General features: G+C 63.9%; 25 protein-coding genes. 9 read left to right on the top strand and 16 right to left on the bottom strand.

Annotation, left to right across the window (positions count from 1 at the left end):
• Positions 1-107: 107 nt before the first annotated feature.
• Complete coding sequence (dcd, locus tag KCX70_RS16395) at positions 108-674, top strand: dCTP deaminase (RefSeq protein WP_021207353.1); 567 nt, start codon at positions 108-110, stop codon at positions 672-674.
• A 96-nt stretch (positions 675-770) separates the two neighbouring features.
• Here dcd and KCX70_RS16390 read toward each other — a convergent pair whose 3' ends face one another.
• The 3 genes from KCX70_RS16390 to KCX70_RS16380 all read right to left on the bottom strand — a co-directional run bounded on the left by KCX70_RS16390 (position 771) and on the right by KCX70_RS16380 (position 3,173).
• A complete protein-coding gene (locus tag KCX70_RS16390) occupies positions 771-1,454 on the bottom strand; it encodes an SDR family oxidoreductase (RefSeq protein WP_212618170.1) in 684 nt (227 codons plus the stop codon).
• Between the two features lie 176 nt (positions 1,455-1,630).
• Positions 1,631-2,212, bottom strand: coding sequence for a superoxide dismutase (locus tag KCX70_RS16385; RefSeq protein ID WP_021207355.1), 582 nt, complete (start codon positions 2,210-2,212; stop codon positions 1,631-1,633).
• A gap of 358 nt (positions 2,213-2,570) precedes the next feature.
• Positions 2,571-3,173 carry a LysE/ArgO family amino acid transporter gene (locus tag KCX70_RS16380; RefSeq protein WP_212618169.1) on the bottom strand — a complete coding sequence of 201 codons (603 nt, stop codon included), beginning with the start codon at positions 3,171-3,173 and terminating at the stop codon, positions 2,571-2,573.
• A gap of 96 nt (positions 3,174-3,269) precedes the next feature.
• Here KCX70_RS16380 and KCX70_RS16375 point away from each other — a divergent pair, with 96 nt between their 5' ends.
• The gene (locus KCX70_RS16375) at positions 3,270-4,175 is read left to right on the top strand and encodes a LysR family transcriptional regulator ArgP (RefSeq protein WP_212618168.1); all 906 of its coding nucleotides are present in this window, start codon (positions 3,270-3,272) and stop codon (positions 4,173-4,175) included.
• Here KCX70_RS16375 and KCX70_RS16370 read toward each other — a convergent pair.
• Complete coding sequence (locus tag KCX70_RS16370) at positions 4,165-4,446, bottom strand: hypothetical protein (protein WP_212618167.1); 282 nt, start codon at positions 4,444-4,446, stop codon at positions 4,165-4,167. The two genes, KCX70_RS16375 and KCX70_RS16370, sit on opposite strands and share 11 nt — an antisense overlap.
• A 364-nt stretch (positions 4,447-4,810) precedes the next feature.
• Here KCX70_RS16370 and KCX70_RS16365 point away from each other — a divergent pair, with 364 nt between their 5' ends.
• The gene (locus KCX70_RS16365) at positions 4,811-5,722 is read left to right on the top strand and encodes an ATPase (RefSeq protein ID WP_212618166.1); all 912 of its coding nucleotides are present in this window, start codon (positions 4,811-4,813) and stop codon (positions 5,720-5,722) included.
• 80 nt (positions 5,723-5,802) lie between these two features.
• Here the strand turns inward: KCX70_RS16365 and KCX70_RS16360 are convergent, their stop codons facing one another.
• A complete protein-coding gene (locus tag KCX70_RS16360; RefSeq protein WP_102853503.1) occupies positions 5,803-7,767 on the bottom strand; it encodes an autotransporter outer membrane beta-barrel domain-containing protein in 1,965 nt (654 codons plus the stop codon).
• 407 nt (positions 7,768-8,174) lie between these two features.
• Here KCX70_RS16360 and KCX70_RS16355 point away from each other — a divergent pair, with 407 nt between their 5' ends.
• A complete protein-coding gene (locus tag KCX70_RS16355) occupies positions 8,175-9,368 on the top strand; it encodes a GGDEF domain-containing protein (RefSeq protein WP_212618165.1) in 1,194 nt (397 codons plus the stop codon).
• A 7-nt stretch (positions 9,369-9,375) separates the two neighbouring features.
• Here the strand turns inward: KCX70_RS16355 and pncB are convergent, their stop codons facing one another.
• From pncB to hmpA, 5 genes are all read right to left on the bottom strand, one after another.
• Positions 9,376-10,575 (bottom strand): nicotinate phosphoribosyltransferase, encoded by a 1,200-nt coding sequence (gene pncB / locus KCX70_RS16350; RefSeq protein WP_212618164.1) that lies wholly within the window; start codon positions 10,573-10,575, stop codon positions 9,376-9,378.
• Between the two features lie 26 nt (positions 10,576-10,601).
• Positions 10,602-10,781: a hypothetical protein gene (locus KCX70_RS16345; protein WP_021207363.1), complete on the bottom strand. Its 180-nt coding sequence runs from the start codon at positions 10,779-10,781 to the stop codon at positions 10,602-10,604.
• A gap of 180 nt (positions 10,782-10,961) precedes the next feature.
• Positions 10,962-11,138 carry a general stress protein gene (locus KCX70_RS16340; RefSeq protein WP_019342274.1) on the bottom strand — a complete coding sequence of 59 codons (177 nt, stop codon included), beginning with the start codon at positions 11,136-11,138 and terminating at the stop codon, positions 10,962-10,964.
• Positions 11,139-11,347: 209 nt separating this feature from the next.
• Positions 11,348-11,581, bottom strand: a complete 234-nt coding sequence (locus tag KCX70_RS16335; protein ID WP_021207364.1) for a hypothetical protein — start codon at positions 11,579-11,581, stop codon at positions 11,348-11,350.
• 55 nt (positions 11,582-11,636) lie between these two features.
• Complete coding sequence (gene hmpA / locus KCX70_RS16330; RefSeq protein WP_212618163.1) at positions 11,637-12,815, bottom strand: NO-inducible flavohemoprotein; 1,179 nt, start codon at positions 12,813-12,815, stop codon at positions 11,637-11,639.
• Positions 12,816-13,098: 283 nt separating this feature from the next.
• On the opposite strand from hmpA, the gene KCX70_RS16325 reads away from it, so the two are divergent.
• The gene (locus tag KCX70_RS16325) at positions 13,099-13,323 is read left to right on the top strand and encodes a DUF2188 domain-containing protein (protein ID WP_021207366.1); all 225 of its coding nucleotides are present in this window, start codon (positions 13,099-13,101) and stop codon (positions 13,321-13,323) included.
• Between the two features lies 1 nt (position 13,324).
• On the opposite strand, the gene KCX70_RS16320 is transcribed toward KCX70_RS16325, so the two are convergent.
• From KCX70_RS16320 to gcl, 6 genes are all read right to left on the bottom strand, one after another.
• Positions 13,325-14,212, bottom strand: a complete 888-nt coding sequence (locus KCX70_RS16320; RefSeq protein ID WP_212618162.1) for an urea transporter — start codon at positions 14,210-14,212, stop codon at positions 13,325-13,327.
• 68 nt (positions 14,213-14,280) lie between these two features.
• Positions 14,281-15,696 carry a pyruvate kinase gene (pyk, locus tag KCX70_RS16315; protein ID WP_212618161.1) on the bottom strand — a complete coding sequence of 472 codons (1,416 nt, stop codon included), beginning with the start codon at positions 15,694-15,696 and terminating at the stop codon, positions 14,281-14,283.
• Positions 15,697-15,810: 114 nt separating this feature from the next.
• The gene (locus KCX70_RS16310; RefSeq protein WP_212618160.1) at positions 15,811-17,082 is read right to left on the bottom strand and encodes a glycerate kinase type-2 family protein; all 1,272 of its coding nucleotides are present in this window, start codon (positions 17,080-17,082) and stop codon (positions 15,811-15,813) included.
• A gap of 370 nt (positions 17,083-17,452) precedes the next feature.
• Entirely contained in the window at positions 17,453-18,343 is an 891-nt protein-coding gene (locus KCX70_RS16305; protein WP_021207370.1) for a 2-hydroxy-3-oxopropionate reductase, read from the bottom strand.
• A gap of 29 nt (positions 18,344-18,372) precedes the next feature.
• On the bottom strand, positions 18,373-19,155 hold the full coding sequence (hyi, locus tag KCX70_RS16300) for a hydroxypyruvate isomerase (RefSeq protein WP_102847637.1): 783 nt from the start codon (positions 19,153-19,155) through the stop codon (positions 18,373-18,375).
• Between the two features lie 189 nt (positions 19,156-19,344).
• On the bottom strand, positions 19,345-21,126 hold the full coding sequence (gene gcl, locus KCX70_RS16295) for a glyoxylate carboligase (protein WP_102847638.1): 1,782 nt from the start codon (positions 21,124-21,126) through the stop codon (positions 19,345-19,347).
• Positions 21,127-21,296: 170 nt separating this feature from the next.
• Here gcl and KCX70_RS16290 point away from each other — a divergent pair, with 170 nt between their 5' ends.
• The 4 genes from KCX70_RS16290 to KCX70_RS16275 all read left to right on the top strand — a co-directional run bounded on the left by KCX70_RS16290 (position 21,297) and on the right by KCX70_RS16275 (position 26,185).
• A complete protein-coding gene (locus tag KCX70_RS16290; protein ID WP_102853492.1) occupies positions 21,297-22,205 on the top strand; it encodes a LysR family transcriptional regulator in 909 nt (302 codons plus the stop codon).
• Between the two features lie 1,173 nt (positions 22,206-23,378).
• Positions 23,379-24,218, top strand: a complete 840-nt coding sequence (locus tag KCX70_RS16285) for an exodeoxyribonuclease III (protein ID WP_212618159.1) — start codon at positions 23,379-23,381, stop codon at positions 24,216-24,218.
• Positions 24,219-24,333: 115 nt separating this feature from the next.
• Positions 24,334-25,575, top strand: coding sequence for a sensor domain-containing phosphodiesterase (locus KCX70_RS16280; protein ID WP_212618158.1), 1,242 nt, complete (start codon positions 24,334-24,336; stop codon positions 25,573-25,575).
• Between the two features lie 193 nt (positions 25,576-25,768).
• A complete protein-coding gene (locus KCX70_RS16275; RefSeq protein WP_031310867.1) occupies positions 25,769-26,185 on the top strand; it encodes a DUF2946 family protein in 417 nt (138 codons plus the stop codon).
• Positions 26,186-26,273: the final 88 nt, after the last annotated feature.

The following is a 26,273-nucleotide window of genomic DNA, read 5'->3' as shown; positions in this document are numbered from 1 at the left end:
GATGGGCGTGGCGCACGGTCCCAGGTGGCGGGCTTTGAACCCACCCCTTGGGCTCGGTAAGATGCATGCCTTTCTTTGACCCTACCAGCCAAATCAGGACGCCCGCCATGAGCATCAAATCGGACAAGTGGATTCGCCGGATGGCCCAGGAGCACGGCATGATCGAGCCTTACGTCGAGCGCCAGGTGCGCACCGAGGGCAATGAGCGCCTGATTTCTTACGGCGTGTCCAGCTATGGTTACGACGTGCGCTGCGCTGACGAATTCAAGGTGTTCACCAACATCAATTCGGCCACGGTCGATCCGAAGAACTTCGACGAGAAGAGCTTCGTCGACATCAAGAGCGACGTCTGCATCATCCCGCCGAACTCCTTTGCCCTGGCGCGCACCGTCGAATACTTCCGTATTCCGCGCAATGTCCTGACCATCTGTCTCGGCAAGAGCACCTATGCCCGCTGCGGCATCATCGTCAACGTGACGCCGCTCGAGCCCGAGTGGGAGGGCCACGTGACGCTGGAGTTCTCCAACACGACTACGCTGCCGGCGAAGATCTACGCCAACGAAGGGGTGGCGCAGATGCTGTTCCTCGAGTCGGATGAAGAGTGCGAAACCTCATACCGTGATCGTGGCGGGAAATACCAGGGGCAGCGTGGCGTGACCTTGCCCAAGGCGTAAGCCGTTCGGGATTCTCCGGGCCCATATGAGTGCGGGTGGTAGCTGAGGCGGCCACCCGCATTTTCATTCAAGGGCTGGCTTGCCACGGCCAACTCATCACCAGGGCAACTGTTCGCCCTGGTAGTCGATGAAGCGATGGCCGCCCTGGCCGGCAGCGCGACGAACCTGTTCGACCATGCCGGCGCAACTGGTCTCGATATCCAGTGGCGCTTCCGCTCCGCCCATGTCGGTCTTGACCCAGCCCGGATGCATCGACAGCACGGTAATCCCGGTGTCATCCCCGAGTTCGGCGACGAAGGTTCGAGTCAGGTGGTTGAGCGCCGCCTTGCTCGCGCCGTAAAGCGGCATGCCCATGCCGGGTCCGGTTTCCACGCTGCCCATGATCGAACTCATGAAGGTGATGACGCCGGCCTGCGGATCGACCAGAGGCAGCATCCGCTTGGCCAAACGCACCGGCGCGACGGCGTTGGTCATGAACAGTTGGCTGAGCTCACCGGGCGTGGCCGTGTCGGCCGAGAGTGTGCGGGAACCGGAAATGCCTGCATTGATGAAAAGCGCGTCGAGCGACGTGCCGGATAGCTGTTGGGCGAGGGCGTCGACGTTGGCCGCATCGTCTATATCGAGCTGCTCGATGCGCATGTTGGCGACGGACGCCAGGGCATCCGCGCGCTGTGGGTCACGCACTGTCGCGATGACCTGCCATCCCTGACTGGAAACCTGTTTGGCCAGGCCGAGGCCAAGGCCGCGTGACGCGCCGATGATCAGAACTGTTTTGGACATGGGGCAAAGCCTCCGACGGGAATGGTTGCGCAAGCATAGTCGGCCATACCGGCACGGGGCGGTCGGTCGAGGCCGGGCGGGGTGAACCGACGAAAAAAAGCCCGCATCGTCTGATGCGGGCTTTTTCGATTCGCTTGCTACGGGCCGGCGAGCCGTCCCGTGAGCAGGCCTGTAACTCAGCCAGCGAAGTTCTTCGCGACGAAGTCCCAGTTAACGATGTTCCAGAACGCTTCGACGAATTTCGGGCGCGCGTTGCGGTAATCGATGTAGTAGGCGTGTTCCCAGACATCGCAGGTCAGCAGCGGCTTGTCGCCAGCGGTCATCGGGTTGCCTGCACCGATGGTGCTGGCCAGGCCGACGCTACCGTCGGATTTCTTCACCAGCCAGGCCCAGCCCGAGCCGAAGGTGCCGATGGCGGTCTTGGTGAATTCTTCCTTGAACTTGTCGAAGGAGCCGAACGCGGCGTTGATGGCATCGGCCAGGGCGCCAGTCGGTTGGCCGCCGGCATTCGGTGCCATGCAGTTCCAGAAGAAGGTGTGGTTCCAGACCTGGGCGGCGTTGTTGAAGATGCCACCGGACGAGGTCTTGATGATGGTTTCCAGATCCTTGCCTTCGAACTCGGTGCCCGGGATCAGGTTGTTCAGGTTGGTCACGTAGGCCTGGTGATGCTTGCCATGGTGATATTCGAAGGTCTCGGCGGAAATGTGCGGCTCGAGGGCGTTCTTTTCAAACGGAAGCGGCGGCAATTCGAAAGCCATGGTGTATCTCCTGCTCAGGTGTCGAGAATAGATGCGGCTCGGGAGGAGGCAGTCTGCGCTGGTGGCCAACGCTTCGCGGAACGGAGAAAACTACTGCACCGATGCTCATCCGTTTACGCCTGTCTTTCCCTTCGCGCTGCATGCATGCGCATTCTTCGGCCGTTCACGGGCGGCCGTTGTGGCGGGCTGAAGCGTTCCACTCCATGCCCGCGGACCAAGGATCATAGCACCCAGCCTACGGCAAAACCACGCGGCAACTGTGTGGGAAAAGCCGAGGCCAGGGCCCCGGCAACCGAGGCTTGTGCGGGCTCGGGTACTGAGTCCCCTTGCGTGGACCGCGAATCCCCGGCGGCGTTCCTCAGGCGACGAAAACCAGTTGGGCCGCAACGGTGAACATCATCGCTGCCACGCCGAGGTCGATCAGCCGCCAGGTCAGCGGGCGCGCCAGCCAGGGCGCAAGCCAGGCCCCGCCGAGCGCGAGAATCAGGAACCAGAGCGTCGAAGCGCTGGCGGCGCCCAGGGTGTAGGCGCCGGGTTCGGGTTGCTGAGCGCCGAGCGAACCGATCAGCAAAACCGTGTCCAGATAGACGTGCGGGTTGAGCAAGGTCACCGCCAGTGCGGCGAGCAGAACGCTCTGCAGTGAGCGCGGGCCCCGCTGTGTCTCTTCTTGCAGCGCCTGCGGATGCGCCGCACGACGCAGTGCGACGACACCGTAGAACAGCAGAAACGCCACGCCGCCCCAACGCGTGATCTGCAGCAGCAGAGGGTTCGCCGCGAGGACCGCGGCGAGGCCGAACACCCCGGCACTCACCAGTACCACGTCGCACAGAATGCAGAGGGCGGCAACGGGCAGGTGATGTTCGCGGCGCAGGCTCTGCGCCAGGACGAATGCATTCTGCGCGCCGATTGCGATGATCAGCCCCGCGGCGACCAACAGCCCGTTCACATAGCTCTGCCACATCGGTGTTTGCCTGTTCCGTTGAATGAATGCTCGCAGTCTCGGCGGTTGTTTCGTATAAGAAAAACGAATTCGCGTTATGCCTCATAAGGAAATCTAATGTTCGATTACAAGCTGCTGAACGCTTTAGCCGCGGTGGTTGAGCAGGCGGGGTTCGATCGGGCCGCGCGGGCGCTGGGCTTGTCGCAGTCGGCGGTATCCCAGCGCATCAAGTTGCTCGAGGCGAGGCTCGGGCAACCAGTGCTGTTGCGTGCCACTCCGCCGCAGCCGACCGAGGTTGGCCGGCGCCTGCTCAACCACGTCCAGCAGGTGCGCCTGCTGGAGCGTGATCTACAGGGCCAGGTGCCGGAGCTGGACGAGGGGCGGTTACCCGAACGCTTACGTATCGCCCTGAATGCCGACAGCCTGTCGACCTGGTGGGCGCAGGCGGTCGCGCCGTTCTGCACGGCCAATGCCGTGGTGCTCGATCATCTGGTGGAGGACCAGGACGTGGGCCTCAAGCGCATGCGGGCAGGTGAGGTGGCCGCCTGCGTATGTGCCGTGGAGCGTCCGCTGGCGGGCGCGCGCAGTCTGTTTCTCGGGGCCATGCGCTATCGCGCCTTGGCCAGCCCGGCGTTCGTTGCGCGCCATCTTGCGCCAGGAGCGTCGGCGCAGGCCCTGTTGCGCGCCCCGGCGATCGTGTTCGGTCCGGACGACCAACTGCAGCATCGCTTCCTGGCGTCACTGGGCCTGAACGGTGCCTTCAGCCATCACCTGTGCCCGTCCTCGGAGGGCTTCGTCCGCTTGCTGCAGAGCGATCTCGGATGGGGCTTGGTGCCTGAGTTGCAGGTGGAGGCCGAGCTGGCCAGCGGGGCGCTGGTTAACGTGTTTCAAGGCCCGCCGATCGATGTGCCGCTGTACTGGCATCACTGGCGCAACGGTGGCGAGCTACTCGCCGAACTCACTCGCCAACTGACAAGATCGGTGGGGCGCTGGCTGATCGCCGCGCAGGGCCCTAGCTCATGACACGCTGGCCGCGATAGATACGGACCGAGGGCACATGCCTGTCGTGATGTTCGGATGCTGGTGGCTTGGTCGCGGTTGGGGTGGGTAGGTCGCTATAGGTGGCCAGCTGCTTGCCGAGGTCGCGAGTCGTTTCATTGTTCGAACGGAGACAGGCCATCAGCATTGCCTGGACCGCATCGGGCTGGCTCAAGCGAATGTCGAGCTGCTGTTCGTCGCGCAGTCGGCGCCGCAGATGCTGCATGCAATCAAGCACCGCCTTGTTGATCTCCATGATTCGCTCTCCCCATCGCTTCGTGTTCCCGTTCCTGGCCCGACATCCCTGTCGGAAAATGCTGTCCGCTGGCCTGTTGTGTAGAGCAATAGCCGTACCACTCTTTCGGGTTCGCCGCCGCGGCCATGCGAGGTGTCGCTAAAGCGCCGGTTTGCCTGCATTCGTACCCGAGAAGGGCCTGCCGTAACGGCACGTCCTAACCACGGTTGCACCGTTTGTCGCTCAGGGTTTGCACGGTCTTGAGCCGCTGAAGGGCTTCCACGCCTGTTCGAGGTGCAGCCTCGCCGGTCGATGCCGCTGAAGTGGTGCTGCTGAATCGTTATACTGCGCGCTGTTTTTCGCCTCGCGCCGCCAAAGGTACCCCATGCGCAACGATGCCCACGACGAACTGGACCACGTACCGAGCCTGACTGCTGGTCGTGACCGCGATCCCTATCCTGCGCCTGAGCTCGAGCCGATCCAGCGGCCTGCGGATCGTGAGCCGAATGGCCCTCGTTCACGGCAGAAGCGCCGCGCGGCGGGTACCGCGCCGCTGTGGATCATGATTGTGGCGCTGTTTTGCGCGCTGGGTGCGCTGGGCTGGTGGAGCCAGCAACAGGTTTCCCGGCTCGAGGCCCAGCTGGTCGCGACCCAGGAAAGTTTTGCCCGTATCAGCGAGGACGCCACCGGTCGGCTGCAGGATATCTCCGGCAAGATCGTAGCGACTGAGTCCAACGTGACCACCGAAGGTGAGGCGTTGAAGCTGCGCATCAAGCAGTTGGAGAAGCAGGCGCTGGACCTGGTCGAGCAGCAGCGCGCGATGGCCACCGAGCAACAGAGCCTGCTCGGCAGGCAGGGCAATCAGGACAAACGCCTCGATGAACAGGGCATCCGTGTCGGGCGTGTCGCCACCGACCTGCGCGAGCATCAGGCCAGTACCGCGACGCTCGCCGAGACGGTCAAGAACCTCAACGATGAGCAGGCAGCGCTCAAGTCGTCGGTGGCCGGCCTGAAAGGGGCCGCGGACGAAATGAGCAAACTGTCGGCTCGGGTCGATGGGTTGAGCAAGGATATCGCCGCATTGAAACAGCGAGGAGACGCCAGCCAGGCGGTCAGCCGACTCGAACAGGATCTGCTGGTGCTGCGTAGCGAGCTGGACAACCGGCCATCGGCTCCGGCAGCGGCCCCGGGCGTCAAGACGGCGGAGTTCGATTCGTTCCGCGCCCAGGTGACGCGCACCATCAATTCGCTGCAGGGCCAGGTCGCCAATCTGCAGCAGCAGCTCGACCAGCGCTAACGCGTTACGCGGCAAATAAAAAAGCCGCTGCACAGTGCGTGCAGCGGCTTGGCAAAACAGCCAAACGAGGAGCGTCGGAATTACAGATCCAGGGCGAGGGAAACGCCGACTCCCTGGTTGCGGTTATCGTTGCCCTGGTAGTTGTAGTTGGCGCGCAGGCTCAGCCCGGGCGTCAAATGATGGGCGACTCCCACGCTGAACCGGGTTTGGTCGCCAGTGGGGGCGGCACCGGGCAGCGCAAAGGTGTTGTTCGCCACGCTGTTGAGTGACATCCGCAGGTCTTCGCGTTCATCGTCCTTGCGCTCGACCTCGCGGGCCACATTGGCAAACAGGCGAGTGCGATCGGTCAGCGCATAGTTGCCGAACACGCCGACCGACAGGCGCAGCGACTCCAGCTCTTGATCCTCGAAACTCAGCGCCGTCGAGCTGGCGCCTTTCTCGCTGTAGCCGTCCACCTCGACCTTCTGGTAGCTGGCACCGATGAACGGGCCGAACTGCAACGGGTCGCCGATCTGCATCAGGTTGAAGCCGGACTTGGCCGATACGCCCCAGAGCGTGCCTTCGGTGCTGCCTTTCTCCGAGCGCTCCGTGACGCCCAGCGCGAAGGTGCGATCCAGCGAGTCGTAGTCGAGGTAACCGGCGCTGACGCTGAAGTCGGCGAAAAGGCGGTCCTGCTGGAAGCTGGCGAACGCGCTGGCCAGATAGCTGCGCATGTCGTAGTCCGAATCGCCTTCGCCCAGGCTCAGGGAGTTCTGCGCCAGGCCCAGGCTGAGCCCCGCCAACCAGGATTCGCTGACCCTGTTGGTTGCGCCGATTGCCAGCGTTGGGCTGTCGCCATCGCCGCCGCCGAAACCATCGTATTCGGGGCGGTCGTAGCCACCCTGCACGAAGGTGCGCCAGCGACCGACCGGCTGCCAGCGACCGCGCTGCGCCTCCAGCTCGTTGTCGAGCATCTGCAGGTGGCTGCGCAAAGCCGAGCGGCCCATCTCCGGCAACCGCGAAATCTCTGCCGGGGCGGCGAGAATCGAGTAGACGTAGTCGGCGCTGATCTGGTGAACCGCAGTGGTCGGATGCACCGCATCGTTGAACAGCAAGCGGTTCGGATCGGCGTTGGTATTGGTGTTGCCCACGAGGCTGGTCAAACCGTAGGTGGGGTCGCTCACGCAGCCGTCACCGCTGAAGCATACGGTCGCCTGGTCGATCGTCGGGTCGAAGCCGAAGCGGGCGAGGTCGGCGCGAACTTCCGACAGCAGCAGGCGATTGTTCAGCAACACGTAGTTGCCGCCCTGCGCCTGAAGGCCCGCGGCAAGTTCGGCGTTGAAGGAGTCGCTCAGACCGTTCAGGTACGCACCGAAGCCGGGCATGCTGTTGCCCAGCGGCGTGTCGCCGACATTTGGCAGGTCGGAAATCACGATGTAGCGAGCGCCTGCGGCCTGCAGCACTCCCACAGCCTCAACCATGTTGGCGGCGGATTGCGCCATGGTGATCGGTAGGGGAGCAGTCCCGTTGACGAGCTGGAAGATGTCGTTGGCCCCGCCGTTGAGGTAGTACAAACCGTCCGGGTCGACCTGGGGGTTCTCCACCAGATAGCCCAGACGGCTGCGTGTCGCGCCACCGGGAGCCGTGACGGTCGAGGTCTCGGTCAGCGATTTGAGAATCTGATCCGAACGGTAACCCCCGACCGCATAGTTGGTGCCGTCCGGGTTCCCGGTCAGGGCGCCGGGTAGCAAGGGTGTGGAGGGGAGCGATTGCAAGCCCAGGCGGTTGGCGAGTATCTGGGTAACAACCTGGCCGAAGTACTCGCTGTTATCAGCGGCGTAGTTTGGGCCGGTGCGGTTGGTAAAGCGCAGGCCGCCGGTGGGATTGCCATCCAGCAGGCTACCGGTGGCAAGCAGCGGACTGCCCATGTCGGGAAAGTTTCCGGCGTCGCTCAGCGAGTCACCGAAGGTCACGAACTGACTGTACGGGCTGGTCGCCGCGTCTGCCGCAACCGGTACGGCCGCCAGTAGCACCGCCAGAGCAAGGGGCTTTAGAACGCTCTGCACAAGCTTCTCCTTATTGTTGTTCTTGGCTTCCGGAGTCAAGGCTCCGGTACATCTACGCTAGCTGCCAGGGGGCACTGGCATAAGCGCTCTTAAGCGCCATTTGTCGGCCTGGCGGTTTGTCGCTCGAACGGATGAGTGACGGCCCGTATCCGTGCGACTTGGTGTCTTGTTACAAAATTTTCCCGGTTGCCGACTCGTGGCTTGGCCGTTTCGGCCGTAACGCTGGAGAGTGCCGTGACGTTGATGCAACACGAGAGCCGCCGACTTGATGGGCCTGTGCTCGCCACCGGATGGCGACGACCGGAGGGGGAGCGCAATGTTTCGGGTTGATGTCATGGTGATATCATCCGCTGCCGACTGACACCCGGGCGTGGCGCGCCCGTCCATTGCTCATGGTGAATAGAGAAATGCCGTCCTTGATCGACCTGCTGTCGAGCCGCCTGGCCATCCTGCTGCCCAGCGAGTTGCGGCCCAAAGAGTGGGTGAAACTGGCCACTCCGCATCGGCATCCGCTGCTACTGACCCAGCGCCGCGCGACCTTGATCGTCAATCGGGTCAGGCTGTTCGCCTTCCTGTTCGCGATACTGACTCCGGTATGGGGCGTGATCGATCTGATGGCCTTCAGCTATCCGCTCTGGCTCGGGCTGGCAACGTTTCGCCTGCTCGCCTGCGCCGCCTTTGCATGCCTGCTGCTGTTCTATCGCCCCAGCGGCAACCTGTTCGATGCGTACCGCGCCCTTGCGCTGCTGTTCGCGATCCCGACAGCCTTCTACATCGCCTCGCACACACTGCTGGGCAACTATCAGCTGACAGCCTTTTCCGCTGCCGTGGCTTCCGGCTACGCCTTCCTGCCCTTCGTGCTGATGGCCGGCCTGGCGATATTTCCACTGACGCTGCTGGAAAACACCGTTATGGCCTGCCTCCTGCTGTTGGCTCAGGTGGTGGCGGGCTATCTCTCCTGGTCGACGCTGAACTGGCCATCGTTCGCCGGCGGCTTCTGGTTGCTGATGCTGATCGCCGGGGTCGCGGTGCTGGCAAGCCTCAGCCAGTTGGCGTTCATGATCGCGCTGGTTCGCCAGGCGATCCGTGACCCTCTCACGGGTGTTTTTTCCCGGGGTAGCGGTCAGGAGATTCTCAAGCTGCAGTGGGATACGGCACGTCGACACGATACGGGGCTCGCCGTCGCCTTCATCGACCTGGATCACTTCAAGGCGATAAACGATACCTACGGCCACGACGCCGGCGACCGGGCCCTGCGCGAATGCACGCAGAACATGTTCGCCAGCCTGCGCAGCACCGACACGCTGCTGCGCTGGGGCGGCGAGGAGTTCGTCGTGATCATGCCCGATACGGACCTGGAGCAGGCGCGCCTGGCCTTGGATCGCATGGTGCGCAGTGGTTTGGGGCTGCGCCCGGACGGCAGCAGCCTGACCGCCAGCATTGGTCTGGCGGAACGCTGCGTCGACTTCGCCGAGAGCGCCCAGGAGCTGCTCGACATCGCCGACAGGCGGATGTATCTGGCCAAGGCCGCCGGTCGCAACCGTCTGTGCTTCGCGTCGGACGAGATGGAGATGCCCGGCGCCGGCCTTCCATCGGCCTGAGTGCGCCCTAGTGCGTTACCGAGAACACGTGCTTGAGATAGGCCACGAACGCCTCGTCCCGGCACATGGTTTTGCCCGGCGAGTCTGAGATCTTGGCCACCGGCTGGCCGTTGCAGCTGGTCATCTTGATCACCATGTTGGTGGGCTCGACGCCGGGAATGTCGCAAGTCAGCTGAGTACCGATGCCGTAGCTGGTATTGCTGCGCCCGGCCAGCGCCCGATAGATGCCCAGGGCCTTGGGGAAATCCAGGCCATCGGAGAAGACCAGCTGCCGGGTCATCGGATCGATCCCCAGCCGACGGTAATGGACAATCGCCTTCTCCGCCCATTCGATCGGGTCGCCCGAGTCGTGGCGCAAACCGTCGAACAACTTGGCCAGGTACAGATCGAAGTCGGCGGTGAAGGCGTCCATGGTGATGCAATCGGTGATGGCGATGCCCAGCGCGCCCCGGTATTCACGGGCCCAGCAGTCGAGCGCGGCGCTCTGGCTGTCGATCAGCCTCGGGCCCAGTTGCTGATGAGCCATAATCCACTCGTGCGCCATGGTGCCCATGGGCTTGAGTTTCAGTTTGTGCGCCAGATGAAGATTGCTGGTGCCGACGAAGTTGCCGGGAAAACTGGTTTTAAGCCGCTCGACGACCTGGGCCTGCACGGCAAACGAGAAGCGCCTGCGGGTCCCGAAGTCGGCGAGGTTGAAGCCCGCTAGCTCCTGTTCGCTGGCCTCGGTTCTCAGCCACTCGAGTTTTTCGTCAAGACGTGCTTCGGCCTGCTCCAGCGTCACGTGAGGATAGCGGACGCGATTGCGCACCTCGCTGATGATCGCCAGCAGCGGTACCTCGAACAGGATCACATGCAACCAGGGGCCGCGCAGATAGACCACCAGTTCCCCGGCCTCGAGCTCCACGCGCACATAGCGCGGGTCGAAGCGAAACAGGCCGAGAAACCGGATGAAGTCCGGCTGCATGTAGGGGATGTTTTCCAGAAACGCCAGTTCCGCCGGCTCGAACCGGAGCTCTGCCAGCGCCTCCATCTGCTCGCGGATGGCGTCGAGGTAGGGCGACAGATCCTCCTCGGAGCGGCTGCGAAAGGCCCATTCGACCTCCGCGTTCGGGTAGTGATGCAGCACCGCCTGCATCATCGTCAGCTTGTAGTAGTCGGTATCCATCAAGCTCTGGATGATCCGGTTGGTAAACGCGCTGACGCCCATGAGGTGCTCCCGATTCCATGACGGCTTCAGGCGCCGCCGATGCCTTCGATCACCTTACCGGTACCGCCGCAGTTTTGGCATTCCTCTGTGTCGATGCGCCCGCTACCGTTACACACCGGGCAGACATTCTCGCCAGTGCCGGGTGTGCCTGGCGCCGCTTCGTCGCCGGGATTGATCGGCGTTTTCTGCTTATCGCTATCGTTCATGCTCGTTGCTCTTCTCGTAGTTTATTCATCGTGCGGATATAGGCCTCGATAATAAATATCGCCTCACTTACGGCGCCGGCTTATTGTCGCGGTGGAGGTTGCGAGAAAACTAGCCGAGAAAGAAACGGCAATAAAAAAGGCAAAGGCTTTTAAACCTTTGCCTTTTTTATAAGAGACATATCAGCTGTTGCTGTTACGTCCACCGCCGTGACTGTTCTGTCCGCCTTTGCGGCCAGCTTCGGAAGCCTTCTCGCGGTCGTTGGCGAAGTTGCCGCCGCTGTTGTGGCCACCCTTCTTACCAGCCTCGGACGCCTTTTCGCGATCGTTGGCAAAGTTGCCCGGATTCTTGTTTGCCATGTCTTTTTCTCCTCGATGGATAGAGACTTTCTGCGGGACTGAAACAACTTCATCAGCCTTCAAGATTTCAGAGTTCGGTTGTGTCTCAGGAGTTTCCAGAAGCGAACAAGCGGCAGACGAATGGTTCGTGTCGCCCAATGAAGTAATGGCGTTATGAAAGCGCAGCGAAACGGCAGTTGCCCGCAACTATGGAAGTTGTAGTGGCGAACTCAGGCGCTCAGTGTGAGCTGGCGCTGGGCGAGCAGGCGCATCACGTAGCCGATCTTGAGTGCCGTAGGGCCGAGAATCACCAGTGCGTGGCAGGCGACCACCGCGCCGAGGCTCAAGTGCCGGTCGAAGACATAGGCGCCAGCAACGCCGAACAGCAACAGCACGATGCCGAGGGCCATGGTCAGGCTGGCGACGGCCAGCAGGCGATGCGGATCACGTGGATGTGCAAGCATAGGATCACCTCATCAGGTGGGATGGTGGGCCGACGTGGAGCCGGCCCACCGGGGCTCACTCCAGCGCCGAAGCCGGGCCGAAGAATTCGTAGCGGGCCTGCTGCTCCGGCACGCCGAGGGCGCGCAACTGCCGGCGAATCGCCGCCATGAACGGCTTGGGGCCGAGGAAGTAGGCATCCAGGTCGCGGTCTGCCGGCAGCCATGCATCCAGCCGCTCCTCTGTGATCAGGCCGACGGCGTCCGGTTGCGGCTCGTCCCCGCGGTGTTCGTCATAGCAGTAGAAGCGCTTGAGCTGGCCATGTCGCTCGGCCAGCGTATCGACCATCTGGCGGAACGCATGGGCGTCGGCGTTGCGTGCGCAGTGGATGAAATGAATCGGCCGCTCGGTTTTCAGCGCGTCTTCGAGCATCGCCAACGTCGGCGTGATGCCGACGCCGCCGCTGATCAGCACCAGCGGCTTGTCGCCGGGTTGCAGCGTGAATTCGCCGGCTGGGGCGAACAGTTCGAGGCGCTCGCCCACGTCCATGCGGTGCAGTGCGCTGGAGGCGACACCGCCTGGCTCGCGCTTGACGCTGATCCGGTAGCCACGACCGTTGCTGGCCGAGGACAGCGAATAGTTGCGGCGAATCTCCTCGCCGTCGATGCGCAGGCGCAGGCCGATGTACTGGCCCGGCTTGTGCGCGACCACCTCACCGCCGTCTTCCGGTTCCAGATAGAACGAGGTGATCTCTGCGCTCTCGATGACCTTGCGTGCGATTCGGAACGGCCGTGCGCCGCGCCAGCCGCCCGGCGCTTCTGCCGTGGCGCTGTACAGCTGCTCCTCGGTGCCGATGAGAATGTCGGCGAGCTGGCCATAGGCGGCGGCCCAGGCTGCGATCACCTCGTCGGTGGCAATTTCGTCACCGAGCACCTCGCGGATGGCGCGCAGCAAGCAGTCACCGACGATGGGGTAGTGCTCGGGCAACACCTGCAGTGCCACATGCTTGTTGACGATCTGGGAGACCAGCCCGCCCAGTTGGTCGAGGCGGTCGATGTGCTTGGCATACATCAACACGCCGTTGGCCAGGGCACGGGGCTGGTCGCCGCTGGCCTGGTGAGCCTGGTTGAAGAGCGGGCGTACCTCGGGATGCTCGGCCAGCATCAACCGATAGAAGTGTTGGGTGAGGGCTTCACCACCGGTTTCCAGCAGCGGTACGGTGGCTTTGATCAGGGCACGTTGTTCGGCACAAAGCATGGATAGGCTCCAATTGACTGGGAGGCCTGCCTCTATTGAACAGCGCGTTTGCTCGCGCGTCGCGGACAGGTCACCTGAAGCCTTTCAATAACCGTTCCAGCCTGGAATTGACCGAAATCAAGGGCGTCGGGACGGGGTAGGGTGCAGACGACCCTGCTGATCAGGGTCGAAAGAACCCTGCGCGGTAAGCAGAACCATGCTGCTCCGCCGGAACGATCGATCGAACCGCTGCGCCGGCCCGTGTTCTATAGCTCTGACTATCGATGACCAGAGGGAGGGCTACATGGACAACTACCACATCACCCACGACGGCGATCGCTGGGTATTGCGCGAGGAAGGAGACAAGCGGGCACTGCTCGAAGCTTCTACCAAAGAGGACATCATCAACGAGACCCGCGACTACATGAAGCTGCGCACCGCCTCGGTGAAGATCCACACGCTCGATGGCCAGATCGAGGAAGAGCGCACCTACCCGCGGGACCAGGATCCACGCGCGACCAAGGGCTGAGTCAGGCGTGCCGCACGCCGAAGCGGCACTGGGCCAGACGCGTGCCCAGTGCCACGGCCCAGCAGGCCAGGATGAACGGCATGGTCAATGGTGCAAGACCCAGCCGATCGAAGGCCAACCGGCAGGCGATCGCCAGTGCGATTCCCAGCGCGGGCGCCAGCGCCGAGCGGTGTACCTGGCTCAGCGCCAATGCCGCTAAAGCCGGGTTGTAACCATTGAGGCCGGCCAAGGCCTGTGGCGTGCTGAGCCCCATCAGCAGCGAACAATAGACGCCCACGCCTGAACCGCAGAGCGCCCACAACCCGGCGCGTCGGTCGGCCACCAGTATCGCCGTCAGCAGGCCCAGCCCCGCCTCCGGCGCTCCGAGAAACATGACCTGGCCCATGCCGCTGGCCATTGCGCCGAGTGCTCCCCAGCCGTCTACCGCCGGGTCGGGTAGCCGAGCATCCGCAACCGTGTCGAGCACCCCGGCCAGGGCCAGCGCCAGCCAGCCAAGCAGTACGAAGGCCAGGGTAAATACCGCAGGGCCGCCATACTCACGCATCAGCCGCAACAGGTGTCGTTGCAACAGGCTCGACAGCGCGCCGCTCAGCACCACCAGCAGCAGCGCCGATGCCCCGGTGCCCAGCACGAGCGTGATCAGCAAGCCCAGCAGCGTTGCGTTGTAACCGTAAAGTCCGGCCTCGATATCCTGGCGCGCATAGCCCAGTCGCCACGCGGTGACGGTGCCGCTGAGCAGGCCGAGGAGGGCGCCAACCAGCAGTGCAGGAGCATACAGGGCGATGGTCGCCACGATCAGCAACCCGCAGATCGGGTTCGCCTGCAGAAAGATCTGGCTGACTCCGTTGAGCGCAGCCTGTGCTGAATACCGCAGGTGGGGATGTCGCATGGGCTGGGTCTGGCGAGGGCGGGGGAAGTCGGCCTCGCCTGCATCGATGGATACAGGCGAGGGTACGGTCAGTTAAGTGTCTCGATACGCAACGAGTTGGTCGTGCCGGGTTGCCCCAGAGGCACACCGGCCGTGATCACCACGGTGTCCCCGGTGCCTGCCATGCCCTGGGCCCGCGCCAGGTCGAGCGCGTTCAGGCAGACCTGCTCCATGTCGTGCATCGGCGCGTCGATCACCGAATACACGCCCCAGGCCACGGTCAGCTTGCGCGCCGTCGCCACGTTGGGCGTCAGGCTGAGAATCGGCGAGCTCGGCCGCTCACGAGAGGCACGCAGGCTGGATCGACCCGATTCGGTGTAGTTCACCAGCGCCGCGACCGGAAGGATGCTGCTGATACGGCGAATGGCGCAGCTGATGGCGTCGGGCAGTGTCGCTTCGGCATTCGGGCGATGAACGTCCAGCTGGGCCTGGAACTCCGGACCGCTTTCCACCTGACGGATGATCTTGCTCATCATGCTGACCGCCTCCAGCGGATAGTCGCCTGACGCGGTTTCCGCCGAGAGCATCACCGCATCGGCCCCCTCGGCTACGGCATTGGCGACGTCTGTGACCTCGGCGCGGGTCGGGGCCGGGGAGAAGCGCATCGACTCGAGCATCTGCGTGGCCACCACCACCGGCCGCCCCAGCTGGCGGCAGGTGCGAACGATGTTTTTCTGGATGCGCGGAACGTTCTCGGCGGGTACCTCGACGCCCAGGTCTCCGCGCGCCACCATGATTGCATCGCTCAAACGAGCGATTTCCCGCAGATGCTGCACGGCCGACGGCTTTTCGATCTTGGCCATGAGGAAGGCGCGGCCGCCGATCAGCTCGCGGGCTTCGTGAATGTCCTGCGGGCGCTGGACGAACGACAGCGCCACCCAGTCGACACCCAGCTCCAGCCCGAAGGCCAGGTCGCGGCGGTCCTTCTCGGTCAGGGGGCTCAATTCGAGCACCGCTTCGGGCACGTTGACGCCCTTGCGATCGGACAGCTCGCCACCGGCCACCACCCGCGTATCGATGGCGTCGGCGTGCTTGGCGATCACCGTCAGACGCAGGCGACCGTCGTCCACCAGCAGGCTCATGCCCGGCTGAAGCGCGTCGATGATCTCCGGGTGCGGCAGGTTGACCCGTGTGGCATCGCCTGGTGTCGGGTCGAGGTCGAGGCGCAGGGTCTGGCCGCGGGTCAGCTGCACCTTGCCTTCGGCAAAGCGACCGACACGCAGCTTCGGCCCTTGCAGATCCATGAGGATGCCGATCGGCTGGTTCAGCTGGCGCTCCACTTCGCGAATCCAGCCAAAGCGCTCGGCATGATCGGCGTGCTCGCCATGGCTGAAGTTGAGGCGGAACAGGTTGACGCCGTTCTCCACCAGTTCGCGTACATCATCGATGCTGCGGGTGGCAGGGCCCAGGGTGGCGAGGATCTTGACCTTCTTGTCGGGTGTCATGGCAGGCTCTATCGGCAGTTGTTTTTATGAAACGTGCGTAGCAGACGCGTGTAACAGACGCGTGTAACAGACGCGTGTAACAGGCGCGTGCAGCAGACGCGCGTCGCGCCGCCCCTAGCGGGACGGCGGCAGAATCAGGATCGCGCGGAAGTCGTTGACGTTGGTGCGCGTCGGGCCGGTCATCAGCAGGGCGTCGAGCGCCTGGAAATAGCCGTAGCCATTGTTGTTGGCCAGCTCGTCCGCCGCGCTGAGCCCGAGGGCTTCGGCGCGTGCATAACTGTCTGGCGTCATCAGGGCGCCGGCATTGTCTTCCGAACCGTCGATGCCGTCGGTGTCGCCGGCCAGCGCATAGACGTTGGGCAGGCCTTGCAGGTTCTCCGTGAGGCTCAGGAGGAACTCGGCATTGCGGCCGCCACGGCCGTTGCCGCGCACCGTCACCGTGGTTTCACCGCCGGAGAGGATCACGCAGGGCGGGGTGATCGGCTGGCCGTGCAGGACCACCTGACGTGCGATGCCGCCGTGCACCTTGGCCACTTCCCGCGACTCGCCTTCCAGATCACCGAGAATCAGCGGCGTAATGCCGGCGGCTCGCGCTTTCTCGGCTGCGGCATCGAGGGACTGCTGCGGTTTGGCGATCAGTTGGAAATGGCTGCGGGACAGGCAGGGATCGTTCGGCTTGACGGTTTCCGAGCGGGGATCTTCCAGCCAGGCGCGGACGTTCTCAGGGATCTCGATGTCGTAGCGCGCCAGAATCGCCAGCGCCTCGGCCGAGGTGGTCGGGTCGGCCACGGTCGGGCCAGAGGCGATCACTGTGGCTTCATCGCCGGGCACATCGGAAATCGCGTAGGTGTAGACGCTGGCCGGCCAGCAGGCCTTGGCCAGGCGACCGCCCTTGATCGCCGAGAGGTGCTTGCGCACGCAGTTCATCTCGCCGATGTGGGCACCGGAGCGCAGCAGCGCCTTGTTGATCGCCTGTTTGTCGGCAAGGCTGATGCCTTCGGCCGGCAGCGCCAGCAAGGACGAGCCGCCGCCGGAGAGCAGGAAGATCACCCGGTCGCTTTCCTCAAGGTTGCTGACCATCTCCAGCACTCGGCGGGCAACTCGCTCGCCTGCGTCGTCAGGGACGGGGTGCGCGGCTTCGACCACCTCGATCTTGCGGCAATCGGCGCCATGACCGTAGCGCGTCACCACCAGGCCGGAAAGCTCGCCCTCCCAGGCCGCTTCGATGGCTTCGGCCATGGCCGCGGCCGCCTTGCCGGCGCCGATGACGATGGCGCGGCCGCTACGGTCGGCGGGCAGATGGTCGGCCAGTACCTGGCGCGGATGGGCGGCGTCGATGGCGGCGCAGAACAGGTCGCGTAGAAAGGCTTGCGGGTCGAGGCTCATGTACTGCTCCTTCTAATGGGTCTGGAGCCGATTCCAGACCTTAGAGCTCGGCAATGCAAGCGCTAAGGTCTGGAATCGACCCACCCGGCAGTCGGGCCGTGACTCCTCGTGCCGGGCAGGTCGAAAAGGGGGGCCGCCCGAGGGCAGCAGTTGAAACACCGGCTTGGCGTAAGCCTGCTGACGGAAGCGCTTGTGGCGATTCCATCCTGCTCGCGGCCTGGGTTCGCCGAAGCGTAATACCGCGATGCCTGTGTACCGGTGGTCCAACTCTCGGAGCGTCGCGGCCTCGGGCTTGCGCTATCCCACCACTTGGATTCTGTCTGTCCGAAAAGTGGGCGCGCTAGCTCGATTCCTCGGGCTCGGAGCTGTTTCAGTCCTTGCGGATCGAGAAGTTGGCCATGTGTTCCAGACCCTTGATCAGCGCCGAATGGTCCCAGTTGCTGCCGCCGATGGCCGCGCAGGTGCTGAAGACCTGCTGGGCATTGGCGGTGTTGGGCAGGTTCAGGCCCAGCTCGCGAGCGCCGGCCAGGGCGAGGTTGAGGTCCTTCTGGTGCAGGCTGATGCGGAAGCCCGGATCGAAGGTGCCCTTGACCATGCGCTCGCCGTGTACTTCGAGAATCTTCGAACTGGCGAAACCACCCATCAGGGCTTCACGAACACGCGCCGGATCAGCACCGTTCTTGGCGGCGAACAGCAAGGCCTCGCCGACCGCCTGGATATTCAGCGCAACGATGATCTGGTTGGCCACCTTGGCCGTCTGGCCGGCGCCGTTTTCACCGACCAGGGTGATGTTCTTGCCCATCACCTGGAACAGCGGCAGGGCGCGGGCGAAGCTTTCTTCGCTACCACCGACCATGATCGACAGGCTCGCGGCCTTGGCACCGACTTCACCGCCGGACACCGGCGCGTCGAGGTAGCGGGCGCCAGTGGCGTTGATCTTCTCGGCGAAGCCTTTGGTGGCGCTGGGGGAGATCGAGCTCATGTCGATCACCAGCTTGCCCTGGCCGACGCCTTCAGCGACGCCGTTCTCGCGGAACAGGACGTCTTCGACCTGGGGCGTGTCGGGCACCATGATGATGATGAACTCGGCTTCCTGAGCCACGTCTTTTGGTGTGGGAAGGGCGACCGCGCCCGCTTCGACCAGCACGGCGGGTGCCGGGTCGTGGTGTTCGGACAAGAACAGGCTGTGGCCCGCTTTCTGGAGGTTCTGAGCCATGGGCAGGCCCATGATGCCGGTGCCGATAAATCCGATCTTAGCCATGAGTGTTCTCCTTTTTCATTCAGTTCGAGTCAGACAGCGTTGTGCGCTTTCATCCAGCCAAGGCCGGCTGCGGTGGTGGTGGCCGGCTTGTACTCGCAGCCGACCCAGCCCTGGTAGCCGATGCGGTCCAGATGCTCGAACAGGAAGTGGTAGTTGATCTCACCGGTACCCGGCTCGTTGCGCCCGGGGTTGTCGGCCAGTTGCACGTGGTTGATCGCCGCCAGGTTGGTTTCGATGGTCCGCGCCAGGTCACCTTCCATGATCTGCATGTGATAGATGTCGTATTGCAGGAACAGGTTGTCGCTGCCGACCTTGGCGCGGATTTCCATGGCCTGCGAGGTGTTGTTCAGGAAGAAACGCGGGATATCGCGGGTGTTGATCATCTCCATGACCAGGCGGATGCCCTCGGCTTCCAGCTTCTTCGCCGCGTAGCGCAGGTTCTCGATGAAGGTCCTTTCCAGTTCGTCCAGGTCCGCGCCTTTCGGGGCGATACCGGCCAGGCAGTTGACCTGGGTGTTGCCCAGTACCTTGGCGTAAGCGATCGCCTTGTCGACACCGGCACGGAACTCCTCGACCCGGGCTGGATCGCAGGCCACGCCGCGGTCGCCGTTGGCCCAGTCACCGGCCGGCAGGTTGAACAGCACCTGGGTCAGGCCGTTGGCGTCCAGACGCGCCTTGATCTCTTCTGCCGGGTAGTCGTAGGGGAACAGGTACTCGACGCCGCTGAAGCCGGCTTCGGCAGCGGCGGCGAAGCGGTCGAGAAAGTCCATCTCGGTGAACAGCATGGACAGGTTGGCGGCAAAGCGGGGCATATGGATTTCCTTCTGTCTGTAGGGACACTTATGTGTTGCTTTGCGGTGGTGCGGTAACCACCTTGGTACTGCATGCGGTGGATGTGCTTCGCGACATCCACCCTACGATCCCGAGGGGTTCCTGCCGTAGGGTGGAAGACGGCGAAGCCTCTTCCACGCGTTGGTGGCAGGTCGCGCTCGGTGTAACGGTCAATCCAGCAACGCGATCGCGGTCGGTGCGTCTTCCCGGACCTCGGCCAGCGGCTCGAATTCGTTGATGGCGTCGATCTCGGTGCCCATGGCGATGTTGGTCACCCGCTCGAGGATTACCTCGATCACCACCGGCACCTGATGCTCGGCCATCCACGCCTGGGCCTGTTCGATGGCCGGTTGCAGGTCTTCCTGGCGGAACACGCGGATTGCCTTGCAGCCCAGCCCCTCGACCACCGCGACGTGGTCGACGCCGTAGCCTTCCATGCCGCTCTGGTCGGCATTGATGTTCTCGAAGCCCAGCTGCACGCAGTAATCCATCTCGAAACCGCGCTGCGCCTGCCGAATCAGGCCGAGGTAGGCGTTGTTCACCAGAATGTGGATGTAGGGCAGCTTAAACTGCGCACCCACGGCCAACTCCTCGATCATGAACTGGAAGTCGTAGTCGCCCGAAAGCGCCACCACCTTGCGTGTCGGGTCCGCGGCAACCACGCCGAGCGCTGCCGGGATGGTCCAGCCGAGCGGGCCGGCCTGGCCACAGTTGATCCAATGGCGTGGCTTGTAGACGTGCAGGAACTGCGCGGCGGCGATCTGCGACAGGCCAATGGTGCTGACGTAGCAGGCGTCCTTGCCGAACGCGTTGTTCATGCACTGGTACACGCGCTGCGGCTTCATCGGCACCGAGTCGAAGTGGGTCTTGCGCAGCAGGGTGCGCTTGCGCTCCTGGCAGTCTGCGGCCCAGCTGCTGCGGTCCGGCAGCTTGCCAGCCGCTTTGCGTTCCTTGGCGACTTCGACGAACAGCTTCAGCGCGGCACCGGCATCGGAGGTGATGCCGAAGTCCGGCGAGAACACCCGGCCAATCTGGGTCGGCTCGATATCCACGTGGACGAATTTGCGGTCCTTGGTGTAGACGTCGATCGAACCGGTGTGGCGGTTGGCCCAGCGGTTGCCGATGCCGAGCACGAAGTCCGAGGCCAGCATGTTGGCGTTGCCGTAGCGATGGCTGGTCTGCAGACCGCACATGCCGGCCATCAGCGGATGGTCGTCAGGGATCGAGCCCCAGCCCATCAGCGTCGGGATCACCGGCACGCCAACGGTCTCGGCGAACTCAACCAGCAGCGCTTCGGCACCGGCGTTGTAGATGCCGCCACCGGCGACGATCAACGGACGCTCGGCGGCGCAGAGCATGTCGATGGCTTTCTCGACCTGCTTGCGGGTCGCCGCAGGCTTGTAGACGGAAAGCGGCTCGTAGGTATCGACGTCGAACTCGATCTCGGCCATCTGCACGTCGAACGGCAGGTCGATCAGCACCGGGCCCGGGCGACCGGAGCGCATGACGTGGAAGGCCTGCTGGAACACGCGCGGCACCAGTGCCGGCTCACGCACGGTCACGGCCCACTTGGTCACCGGCTTGGCGATGGACTCGATGTCCACGGCCTGGAAGTCTTCCTTGTACAGACGCGCACGCGGCGCCTGGCCGGTGATGCAGAGAATCGGGATGGAGTCGGCCCAGGCGGAATACAGACCGGTGATCATGTCGGTGCCGGCCGGGCCCGAGGTGCCGATGCACACGCCGATGTTGCCCGCCTTGGTGCGGGTATAGCCCTCGGCCATATGCGAGGCGCCTTCGACGTGGCGGGCCAGAATGTGACGGATGCTGCCGTCGGCGCGCAGGGCGGAATACAGCGGGTTGATCGCCGCACCGGGAATGCCGAAGGCAGTATCGATGCCTTCCTTGCGCAATACCGCTACGGCGGCATCGATTGCTCTCATTCGGGCCATGGGTCTTTCCTCCTGACTCTTGGATTTGTTCACGATCTGCTGCGTGTCTCTCTCGCAACAGCGTGTCTGGTTCTTGTTCGATAGTTTTTATACGTGGCCCAAGGATGAAGGCCTGGAAGAAATGAGGGAATTGGTCGAAACTTCAGTTCTGTCGATATCAGGAGTATCGAATGGATCGCTACACAACCTTGCACAGCTTCGTGCTGGTGGCCGAGAACGGTAGTTTTGCCGCCGCTGCGCTGAAGGAAGGCGTGACGCCGGTGGTGATGGGGCGCCGGCTCGATGCGCTGGAGCGGCACCTGGGCGTCAAGCTGATGCACCGTTCCACGCGCGGGCTGGCGTTGACCGATCTGGGCGAGCAGTACCTGGAACGCGCCCGCGGGCTGCTCAAGGATTTCGACGAAGCGGATGCGAGCATCAGCCACGACCGCACCTCGGTACGCGGACACCTGGTGGTCTCGGCGCCGGCGGCGTTCGGTCGCCGGCATATCGGCCCGCATGCCCCGGCGTTCCAGGCGCGATATCCGGACCTGCAGCTGTCGTTCAACTTCACCGACAGCGTGGTCGATCTGGTGCGCCACGGCTATGACATGGGCATCCGCATCGGCGAGGTGACCGACCCCAACTACGTCGCCATTAAGCTGTTCCCCAACCGCCGCGTGGTCTGCGGCTCGCCGGATTATTTCGAGCGCCAGGGTGTGCCACGGACCCTGGAAGACCTCACGCGGCACAATTGCCTGGCCTTCAACCTGCAAGGCGGGCAGCAGCGTGGCTGGACCTTCCTGCGTGACGGCAAACAGGTGGCGATCCGCGTGGCCGGCAACCTGGACTGCAACGACGGCGAGTTGCTGTTCGGTTGGGTCAAGCAGGGGCTGGGGATCGGCTGGCGCTCGACCTGGGAGATCCAGGCCGAGCTCAAGCGCGGCGAGCTGGTGACGGTCCTCGACGAGTACGCACTACCGGCCTACGACATCCAGGCGGTGTACCCACAGCAGCGCTACCTGCCGGCGAAGGTGCGCTTCTTCATCGATTACCTGAAGACGATCTACAACGCGCCGGGTTACTGGGAAAACCGCTGAGGCGGACTGGGCTGTAGGTCATGCGGTGCCCGGTTTTTTGCATATAGCCTGAGCAGCTATCGGGCTCTCATTCGCGGTCAAGACCGCTCCCACGGGGGAGGTGTCCGCTCGGCTATTGTGGGAGCGGTCTTGACCGCGATCTTGCATGTGTCGAACCACGCCCCCCCCGGGCGGATGGCGACAGGGGATCGCTAGCTAGCACATAGCCTGGCCGGTCCACTTGGCTTCCATTCGCGGTCGAGACCGCTCCCACGGTGGATGGTGTCCGCTCGGCTATTGTGGGAGCGGTCTTGACCGCGATCTTGCATATGCCGAACCACACCGCCCAGGGCGAATGACGACAAGGGATCGCTAGCTTGCGCACAGCCTGGACGGTCCACTTGGCTCTCATTCGCGGTCAAGACCGCTCCCACGGGGGAGGTGTCCGCTCGGCTATTGTGGGAGCGGTCTTGACCGCGATCTTGGATATGTCGAACCACGCTGCCCCGGGGCGGGTGGCAACAAGGGGTCGCTAGCTAGCGCATAGCCTGGACGGTCATTTGGCTCCCATTCGCGGTCGAGACCGCTCCCACGGGGGTATGGCGTCCGCTCGGCTATTGTGGGAGCGGTCTTGACCGCGATCTTGCATATGTCGAACCACGCCGCCCCGGGCGAATGGAGACAATGGGTCGCTAGCTTGCGCACAGCCTGGACGGTCCACCTTGGCTCTCATTCGCGGTCAAGACCGCTCCCACAGGGGAGGTGTCCGCTCGGCTATTGTGGGAGCGGTCTTGACCGCGATCTTGGATATGCCGAGCTACTTCACCCAGGGCGAATGGAGACAAGGGATCGCTAGCTAGCGCATAGCCTGGACGGTCCACTTGGCTCTCATTCGCGGTCAAGACCGCTCCCACGGGGGATGGTGTCCGCTCGGCTATTGTGGGAGCGGTCTTGACCGCGATCTTGAATATGTCGAACCACGCCGCCCCCGGGCGGATGGCGACAGGGAATCGCTAGCTAGCACATAGCCTGGACGGTCACTTGGTCCTCATTCGCGGTCGAGACCGCTCCCACGGGGGTATGGCGTCCGCTCGGCTATTGTGGGAACGGTCTTGAACGCGATCTTGCATATGCCGAACCACGCCGCCCCGGTGCGAGTCACAACAAGGGTCATGTATCGGCGCGAGGCTACCCGTGGACTCCCTGAAAATCGCCACTTTCAACATCAACGGTATCCGCGCGCGGCGGAGCAATCTGCTCGAATGGCTGGAGCGAGAGCAGCCCGACGTGGTTTGCCTGCAAGAGCTGAAGGCGCAGGACGCCGACTTTCCCATCGATGACATCCGTGCGGCCGGTTACGGTGCGATCTGGCTCGGGCAGAAGTCCTGGAATGGCGTGGCGATCCTGTCACGCGGCGACGATCCGCTGGAGATCCGCCGCGGCCTGCCCGGTGACTCGGACGACAGCCACAGCCGTTATCTGGAGGCCGCAGCGCACGGCATCATCGTCGCCTGTCTTTACCTGCCCAACGGCAACCCGCAGCCGGGGCCGAAGTTCGACTACAAGCTGGCCTGGTTCGAGCGCCTGATCGAGCATGCGGCGGGGCTGTTCGACAATGGCCACCCCGTGGTGCTGGCCGGCGACTACAACGTGGTGCCCACCGACGAGGACATCTACAACCCGCGCTCCTGGACCAAGGATGCGCTGCTGCAGCCGGAAAGCCGCGCCTGTTACCAGCGCCTTCTGCAGCAGGGCTGGACCGATGCGCTGCGCGCGAAATATCCCGACGAGCGCATCTACACCTTCTGGGATTACTTTCGACAGCATTGGCAAAAGAACTCCGGTCTGCGCATCGACCACCTCCTGCTCAGTGCCGATGTGGCGCCTCGCCTGCTCGATGCGGGCGTCGACCGCTGGGTGCGCGATCAGGACCATGCCAGTGACCACGCACCGACCTGGATCACCTTGGCAGCCGCCGGCAGCGATGCGCCCAAAAGGCCAACCAAGCGCCGGCCGTCGTCCGCCGCCGAGTAGCGGCTGAATCGGCGCTAGGCTCAAACATGAGGCTTTGCAACCGTTCCGGCCAGTGCCGCCAACGTTGAGACGCCTACGATTCTAGTGCGCTGGTTGAATGAGCGGAGTACCCACCATGAGCCGGGATACCGATCTGGATTACAGCAGCCTATCGCCCTTGAAACTCGGCGGCGAGGAGTCGATCAATCTGTCCATCGACGAGATGTTGGTCGAGGCCCTGGGCGTGGTACGGCGGCACCTGCGCATGGAGGTCGCCTTCATCGGCGAGTTCCGCGAGGGGCGGCGGATATTCCGCCATGTCGAGGGGGACCCACGCGCCATGCCGCTGGCTCTGGCGGTCGGGGAGAGTGGTCCGCTGGAGGAGAGCTATTGCCAGCGAATCGTCGACGGCCGCCTGCCGGAACTGATTCAGGATGCGGCAGGGATTCAGGAAGCGCTGACACTGCCGCAGACGCTCAGTGTGCCGATCGGCGCGCATGCCAGCGTGCCGATTCGCTTCAGCGATGGGTCGCTGTACGGGACCTTCTGCTGCTTCGCAACGCAACCTGACAGAACCCTGGATGGCTGCGATCTGACCGCCTTGCGCCTGTTCGCCCGCTTCGCAGGGGGCTTGCTCGAGCGGCACGCCCTCAGCCAGCGGCAGCACGGCGAGAAGCTCGAGCGCATCAGGACAGTGATGAAAAAACGCGATTTTCGGAGTGTCTACCAGCCGATCTTCCACCTGGCCAACGACACCATCGTCGGCTACGAAGCGCTGGCCCGGTTTCGTCCGGAGCCCTACCGGTCGCCTGATCGCTGGTTCGACGAGGCCGGTGAGGTCGGGCTGCGCACGGAGCTCGAGCGCATGTTGCTGGAGGCAGCGCTGACCGGCCTGCCACTGATTCCTGATAACGTCTACCTGTCGTTGAACGTCTGTCCGGATGCCCTGGTGGACGGTTCGGTGGTGGAGCTGCTTGCCAGTCAGCCGCTGCACCGCTTGATGCTCGAGGTGACCGAACACCGCTCCATCGTCGACTACAGCCTGATCGCGGAGATTCTCGAGCCGCTGCGCCGCGCCGGCCTGCGCCTGGCGGTCGACGATGCGGGCGCCGGTTATGCCAGCTTCCGGCACATCCTCAAACTCAAACCGGACGTCATCAAGCTCGATCGGAGCCTGATCAACAACGTCGACCACGACAGCGACTGCTGCGCCATGGCCGCGGCGCTCATCCGCTTCGCCGAGCAGACGGGCAGCAAGGTGGTCGCCGAGGGCGTCGAAACGGATGGCGAACTGGCGGTATTGCGCGGCTTGCAGGTGACCAATGCCCAGGGCTTCCTGCTGGGGATGCCGCAGCCGCTGGCCGCCTCGACTCGGTGAGCAGGCGCGAGGCAGGGCAGGGCTGTAGCAACATCGGACGCCTGCCGTCGAGCACCCTCAGCAATCGCGCCATGGCAGTCGGCGCCGCGCGCACCTACAATCCGCGCCACAGCCGCATCGCGAGCCGATCGGGTATCCGGCTGCGCCTGTCCTGGCGTGTCGCCTTCTCGTCCATCGGAGCCCCGCATTGACCATGTTCCGCTCCCGTCGCGCCCCGGTCTGGTTGGCCACCTTCGCGGTGTTGCTGCATCTGTTGGCGATGCCGCTGATGGGCAACGCTGCGCCGATGATGGGCATGGCGGGACACTGCGCAGCGGCCGAGGCTCGCCAGCACGGTGGGCATCCTCTCGCCGCTCAGGTCGAGACGGGGCAGAAGGAGCACGCCGCGCATAGCGATCAGTCCGAGCCGAAACCCGCTGCCCATGCGCTCGGGATGCCTTGCTGCTGTGCCGCAGGCGCCGCGGCGCTGGCGGCGATCACACCCAGCACACCGCAGTTGCCGCTGCTGCGCCGCGCCGCCCTGGGCCTGCTGCCGCTGGCCAACGCCGTGCACGCTTCGCCGCGGTACTGCTGGCCGAGCCTCAATCCGCGCGCGTCCCCAGTCGTCTGATCGATCACTCCCGGTTTGCCCATGGCCGGCGGTCGCGTTGCGCGTCGCTGGCTTGCCTGCCGCTGGCCTTGTTCGGCCGCGGCCCCCG

Origin of the sequence: Stutzerimonas stutzeri (assembly GCF_018138085.1) — a bacterium.
Classification (GTDB): Bacteria; Pseudomonadota; Gammaproteobacteria; order Pseudomonadales; family Pseudomonadaceae; genus Stutzerimonas; species Stutzerimonas stutzeri_AI.
The sequence above is the reverse complement of the archived record's forward strand: the minus strand, read 5'-3'. Positions and strand labels throughout refer to the sequence as shown.

Coding starts and splice junctions, on each gene's coding strand:
- dcd (WP_021207353.1), top strand. CDS start 108: ATGAGCATCAAATCGGACAAGTGGATTCGCCGGATGGCCCAGGAGCAC.
- KCX70_RS16380 (WP_212618169.1), bottom strand. CDS start 3,173: ATGTGGCAGAGCTATGTGAACGGGCTGTTGGTCGCCGCGGGGCTGATC.
- KCX70_RS16340 (WP_019342274.1), bottom strand. CDS start 11,138: ATGGCAAACAAGAATCCGGGCAACTTTGCCAACGATCGCGAAAAGGCG.
- KCX70_RS16365 (WP_212618166.1), top strand. CDS start 4,811: ATGCGCAACGATGCCCACGACGAACTGGACCACGTACCGAGCCTGACT.
- KCX70_RS16310 (WP_212618160.1), bottom strand. CDS start 17,082: ATGAGCCTCGACCCGCAAGCCTTTCTACGCGACCTGTTCTGCGCCGCC.
- KCX70_RS16385 (WP_021207355.1), bottom strand. CDS start 2,212: ATGGCTTTCGAATTGCCGCCGCTTCCGTTTGAAAAGAACGCCCTCGAG.
- KCX70_RS16320 (WP_212618162.1), bottom strand. CDS start 14,212: ATGCGACATCCCCACCTGCGGTATTCAGCACAGGCTGCGCTCAACGGA.
- KCX70_RS16275 (WP_031310867.1), top strand. CDS start 25,769: ATGTTCCGCTCCCGTCGCGCCCCGGTCTGGTTGGCCACCTTCGCGGTG.
- hyi (WP_102847637.1), bottom strand. CDS start 19,155: ATGCCCCGCTTTGCCGCCAACCTGTCCATGCTGTTCACCGAGATGGAC.
- KCX70_RS16280 (WP_212618158.1), top strand. CDS start 24,334: ATGAGCCGGGATACCGATCTGGATTACAGCAGCCTATCGCCCTTGAAA.
- KCX70_RS16325 (WP_021207366.1), top strand. CDS start 13,099: ATGGACAACTACCACATCACCCACGACGGCGATCGCTGGGTATTGCGC.
- KCX70_RS16375 (WP_212618168.1), top strand. CDS start 3,270: ATGTTCGATTACAAGCTGCTGAACGCTTTAGCCGCGGTGGTTGAGCAG.
- KCX70_RS16335 (WP_021207364.1), bottom strand. CDS start 11,581: ATGCTTGCACATCCACGTGATCCGCATCGCCTGCTGGCCGTCGCCAGC.
- KCX70_RS16355 (WP_212618165.1), top strand. CDS start 8,175: ATGCCGTCCTTGATCGACCTGCTGTCGAGCCGCCTGGCCATCCTGCTG.
- gcl (WP_102847638.1), bottom strand. CDS start 21,126: ATGGCCCGAATGAGAGCAATCGATGCCGCCGTAGCGGTATTGCGCAAG.
- KCX70_RS16290 (WP_102853492.1), top strand. CDS start 21,297: ATGGATCGCTACACAACCTTGCACAGCTTCGTGCTGGTGGCCGAGAAC.
- KCX70_RS16345 (WP_021207363.1), bottom strand. CDS start 10,781: ATGAACGATAGCGATAAGCAGAAAACGCCGATCAATCCCGGCGACGAA.
- KCX70_RS16370 (WP_212618167.1), bottom strand. CDS start 4,446: ATGGAGATCAACAAGGCGGTGCTTGATTGCATGCAGCATCTGCGGCGC.
- hmpA (WP_212618163.1), bottom strand. CDS start 12,815: ATGCTTTGTGCCGAACAACGTGCCCTGATCAAAGCCACCGTACCGCTG.
- KCX70_RS16390 (WP_212618170.1), bottom strand. CDS start 1,454: ATGTCCAAAACAGTTCTGATCATCGGCGCGTCACGCGGCCTTGGCCTC.
- pyk (WP_212618161.1), bottom strand. CDS start 15,696: ATGACACCCGACAAGAAGGTCAAGATCCTCGCCACCCTGGGCCCTGCC.
- pncB (WP_212618164.1), bottom strand. CDS start 10,575: ATGGGCGTCAGCGCGTTTACCAACCGGATCATCCAGAGCTTGATGGAT.
- KCX70_RS16305 (WP_021207370.1), bottom strand. CDS start 18,343: ATGGCTAAGATCGGATTTATCGGCACCGGCATCATGGGCCTGCCCATG.